This is a genomic window from Bacteroidia bacterium (assembly GCA_023228875.1).
Taxonomy (GTDB): domain Bacteria; phylum Bacteroidota; class Bacteroidia; order NS11-12g; family UBA955; genus JALOAG01.
Genome location: JALOAG010000050.1, coordinates 1 through 4,367 on the forward strand (window position 1 = coordinate 1; position 4,367 = coordinate 4,367).

Sequence of the window (4,367 nt, forward strand, 5' to 3'; positions counted from 1 at the left end):
TCGCAGAAGCTGAGCTTAGGGTATTCCACTAAGATTAAGAATTTTAATCTCTCTGCAAACGCAGGGGGAGTTTTAGCACAAAACAATTATACTTACCGCGATGGGGGAGCCCTCGCTCTAAGAGAAGATTCTGAATTTAAAAAGATCGACGGCTCAATCGCTCTCAATGGAAACATAACCGATAATCTAAGCCTAAACAGCCAAAACATTATTGCTTTTAGTAGACTGGAAACCCCGGGAAGTCTTACTTATATAACAGTGGGTAACTGGCAGCAAGACCTAAGTGTGACAACTCTCAATAATCTAACTCTTAAGAACAAAGCCCCCTATTTAGATAATTTGTCATTCAGCTTACTTTATGATTATCGTCAAACATTTTTTAACGATCTAATTTATGGTGAGAGTACTCACAATAAGCACAAAGGAAATATTGGTTTCAATCAGAAATGGAATGTCGGTCAAAACTATTCTCTTGAAAGCGGCTTGAACTTGGCAATAGATTACGTAGACAGTAGCGAAATTGACCAACACACCCGCTTAAGCCCCTCTCTGTTTGCCACCGGCAGTATCTATCTTTTTAGCGGTAAACTGTCTGTGCACCCCAGCTTTAATCTTCTTTTCTTAAGTGACACCAAAGAATTTGCCCCTAATGCTTCCCTGGGTGCTGTGTGGGAAATTGTTGATAACTTAAAACTTAAAACAACTGTAAGTTATGCTGAACTGGTCCCCTCTTTCAGTCAGTTGTACTGGCCTTATATGGGAAATCCGGATCTTAAAAATGAGAAGGGTATTAATCTCGACTTAAGCCTCTCCTATGAGAACAAACTCATTAATTGGGAGGGGATAGGGTTTTTCAGGGATGTTAATAATGCCATTGGTTATGATGAATTTTGGGTTCCTCAAAATATTGGACACAGCCTCTATATGGGGACAGAGCAGACTTTAAAATTGAACTTATCGGATGAATTTACCATTTCTTTAAATTACCTCTTTAACCAAACATATGATATTTCAGCACCCAACACCATCGAAGATGGGATAGAAGTGCCTAATGTTCGTAAACATACGGCAAAAGGTTCAGTCAGTTATGAAAAGGGAATTGTACAAGCCATTTTAGAGGGACAACTTTTAGGAAAGACAGACTCTCTTGAAACTGCATTTGTAGCTAACTTGGTAGTGAATCTACAGCTTCTGGAAAACTTAAGAACCTATGTTGCAATCGATAACCTCTTTAACGCACAGTACCAAACCTACAAAGATTATCCGATGCCCACTTTAAATGTGCGCCTTGGCGGAACTTGGAAGTTCTAAGGGGTAACTATGGCTAACTCTCTGTTTGATTTAATGTTAATTGGGGGGCCGCTTATGTGGCCTCTCTTTGGTCTGATTGTGGTAACTGTTATTGTTTTTTTGGAGAGAGTTTTCTCTTTAATGATTTATTCAAAACGAAAAGTCATCTTAGCAAAAGACAAACTGGAATCTCCGTTGGCTGTTTTAGATTTTATTGTTGTCACTGCTCCAATAATTGGTTTTTTAGGGACGGTTACAGGGATGATTGATGCTTTTAAATCTATCTCAAATGCAACTTCAATAAATATACAAATCGTCGCAGCGGGCCTTTATGAAGCGCTCTATACCACGGCTTTTGGTCTGATTATTTCAGTAACAGCCTCTGCTTTTGCATTTATTTTAGATATAGCTATTTCAAAAATATGCGTAGAAGAAAAATAAACGGAACACAACCCAGCGATATCGCATTTCTCCTTATTCTCTTCTTTTTGGTACTCATAATAACTTCGGTTGAATATTCACTCAATGTTGATACAAACAGCGGCTTGGGAAGTGAGGAAAAGGGGGAAATCTTTAACCTCACTCTCTCATCGAAAGGCCTTTTTGCCGAAAATAAAAAAATAGACGAAGTTACTCTGAACTCTCTGTTAAAAACAGGCCAAAAGACCAATTTAACGGTTGAAGGGAGTGTTCCTTGGCAAGATGTCGTCTCTGTTTTAAGTGTTTTAAACAGAAAAGAGATTTCTGTGAATTTGAGGCAAATGTGATGAAAAGGAGAAAAAACAATTTCAATAGTTCAATGAGTGATATTGCTTTTTTACTTCTCCTTTTTTTCTTAATAATTTTGATAGCCTCACCGCAACTATTTGAAAACTCAAATCTTCCCCAATCAAGTCAGGGGGAAAAAGCTTCTATAGAGGGACATTCTCTTTTCATTGATAAAGAGGGAACTCTTTATCTCGATAAAGCCCAAATAAATTTTGAAGAGATTCCATTGAGTGAAAAAATAGCTGTCTATAGTGATAAAACAACACCCTTTGAGGTAATTTTCCCCCTAATAAATTACTTAAAACAAAACTCAGTTACTACTATTCAGCTTTTAGTGAGGCAGGCCAATGAGTAATTTGGGAAAGATTGTTTTAAGTTTTTTTGTGATTGCCTTGGCTGTCAGTTCTCTTTTTATCCCCTTACCAAAAGAAGTTTCCAAAGATGCCCCCATTCCCCAGTCAATAAGAGCCACCCTCTTCTTTGAGGAAGAAAACATTACGATTGATGAAGAAAACACCGAAGGTAAAGAACCTTTAGAAGAGCAACCCTTCTATGAAAGAGAATTAAAGCCTGTTCCCGTATTAAAAAGCATCCCCTTACCGCAAACTCTTTTAGTCCCCTTTAGAATTCCTCCAAAACCAGAAACAAAGAACTCTTTTATCCCCTTGGAACAGTTCATTGAAGTTGATGAAGCAACTCAACCACCTCGGTTTGATTACGAGGTAATAAAAGAGAGGATTAAGTATCCCACTGTAGCAAAACGCCAAAACAGAGAAGGCAGAGCGGTAGTACGTCTTTATATTGCTACTGACGGGAAAATTGTCAAAGCAATTATAGAGCAAGAGAGTTCTTCTGATTTTGGCCAGGCTGCACTTAACGCTTTTAGCGAGCTGACTGTTGAGCCTGCACTTCTTAAAGGAGTGCCGGTCGCAGTGACTCTTCTTTTTCCCATAAACTTCACATTGAACTGAACTGTTGGGAATTTCCCAATAGTTGCTTTTTTGTTTTACTTTCATCTAATCCAGTCCTTAAAGTTTTGCAAATTTCTTCTGAGTTGCGTTGAAAACAATCTTTTTTAGGCTACCCGTAGTGCCTCATAACTAAATCTACTCGAAAGGCCCTGATGCTTCATAACTAAAAATCTACCCGAAGGCCTGATTGAATAGTTGCTCAGAGGCTTTGTACTTATTATTATGAACCCTCAGTAAATTAGCAACAGCTTTGTCCAATTCTCTTTTTAGTTGTATAGGGTTAGTTAACTGACGTCTTCTTTTAAGTTCTTCTTTAACTGAAGAACAGACCTCCTGTTTTTCTAATATACGCAAATAAGGTGTTTTTGGTTTGTCGTATAGTTTTTTAAACCTGCCGTTTTCCAATCTCTTTTTGCCACTGATTTTAATAGTAGGATACCAATAGTTTCTTAAAGGACACAGATGCTTGTAAACCTCTTGTAGGGCTTCAAATTCCTCTTGAGTATCAAAGCGGTAATAGCCAACAACTCTTCTAACCATGTCCCCATTTTTCTGCTCTACAAAACAGTTGTCATTTTTCCTGTATGGGCGAGATCGGGTAAAAGTAATCTTATTTTCTGTACACCATTGTAAAAGTTGATGATTAATAAACTCTCCTCCGTTATCTGAATCTATCCCCAGTAGCTCAAAGGCCAAAGATTCTTTAACCTCTATTATTCTTTCTTTAACCCACCGATGTGCTTTGTTTTTAAGGGCTCTAGTTTCAGTCCAACCACTATAGACATCTGTAACAGTTAAGGTCTGACAAAATTCACCGCTACTATCGGGCCCACAATGACTTACAGTATCTAATTCAAAAAACCCCACCTTCATTTCATCCCAACTAAAAAACACTCTTATTGGAATCTGGTTTTTTAGTAATGATCCCGATTTTGTTAATGATTTACCTCTAAGTTCTAACTTTTTCTTCTCATCTTTTAAACTACGATCTATTGTTGATGCACTAATCTTTAGAAGTTTTTCTACTACTATTGTATCAAGGGCAAAAGCACCATCACTTTCTAAGAATGACATCATTGAATGAAGCATTGGTTGAAATAATTTGCCACAAGGGTAATCTAAAAATTCCCAAATCTCTTTTAACTTCTCTATTACAGTCTCATCATAAACCTTAGGCCTACCGCCACAGTTTCTAATACAGCTCTGCTTTGCTTTTAATCTGATTGGTTTATTCTTTATTCTTACATAAGTTGATCTGCCCTCATTACAAAGCACATGAGCAGCGTAGTTGCGATTGTAGCCGGTGTAACTGACAAATTCATCTAAGATTTTACCCTT

General features: G+C 37.6%; 6 protein-coding genes. 5 read left to right on the forward strand and 1 reads right to left on the reverse strand.

What is annotated here, in order from left to right:
- The 5 genes from M0R38_12985 to M0R38_13005 form a co-directional block, all read left to right on the forward strand.
- A partial coding sequence (locus tag M0R38_12985; GenBank protein MCK9482649.1) for a TonB-dependent receptor occupies nt 1-1,311 on the forward strand: 1,311 nt, incomplete at its 5' end.
- Nucleotides 1,312-1,320: 9 nt separating this feature from the next.
- The gene (locus M0R38_12990) at nt 1,321-1,731 is read left to right on the forward strand and encodes a MotA/TolQ/ExbB proton channel family protein (GenBank protein ID MCK9482650.1); all 411 of its coding nucleotides are present in this window, start codon (nt 1,321-1,323) and stop codon (nt 1,729-1,731) included.
- The gene (locus M0R38_12995; protein ID MCK9482651.1) at nt 1,713-2,057 is read left to right on the forward strand and encodes a hypothetical protein; all 345 of its coding nucleotides are present in this window, start codon (nt 1,713-1,715) and stop codon (nt 2,055-2,057) included. Before M0R38_12990 ends, M0R38_12995 begins: the two co-directional genes overlap by 19 nt.
- A gap of 32 nt (nt 2,058-2,089) precedes the next feature.
- Nucleotides 2,090-2,413 (forward strand): biopolymer transporter ExbD, encoded by a 324-nt coding sequence (locus M0R38_13000; GenBank protein MCK9482652.1) that lies wholly within the window; start codon nt 2,090-2,092, stop codon nt 2,411-2,413.
- Nucleotides 2,406-3,029, forward strand: coding sequence for a TonB family protein (locus tag M0R38_13005; GenBank protein ID MCK9482653.1), 624 nt, complete (start codon nt 2,406-2,408; stop codon nt 3,027-3,029). Before M0R38_13000 ends, M0R38_13005 begins: the two co-directional genes overlap by 8 nt.
- 171 nt (nt 3,030-3,200) lie before the next feature.
- On the opposite strand, the gene M0R38_13010 is transcribed toward M0R38_13005, so the two are convergent.
- Nucleotides 3,201-4,367: DDE-type integrase/transposase/recombinase (locus M0R38_13010; protein ID MCK9482654.1), on the reverse strand; the 1,167-nt coding region annotated here is incomplete at its 5' end.

What these genes read in the sequence shown, in the direction of transcription:
- M0R38_12990 (MCK9482650.1), top strand. Translation starts at nt 1,321, where the DNA reads ATGGCTAACTCTCTGTTTGATTTAATGTTAATTGGGGGGCCGCTTATG.
- M0R38_12995 (MCK9482651.1), top strand. Translation starts at nt 1,713, where the DNA reads ATGCGTAGAAGAAAAATAAACGGAACACAACCCAGCGATATCGCATTT.
- M0R38_13000 (MCK9482652.1), top strand. Translation starts at nt 2,090, where the DNA reads ATGAGTGATATTGCTTTTTTACTTCTCCTTTTTTTCTTAATAATTTTG.
- M0R38_13005 (MCK9482653.1), top strand. Translation starts at nt 2,406, where the DNA reads ATGAGTAATTTGGGAAAGATTGTTTTAAGTTTTTTTGTGATTGCCTTG.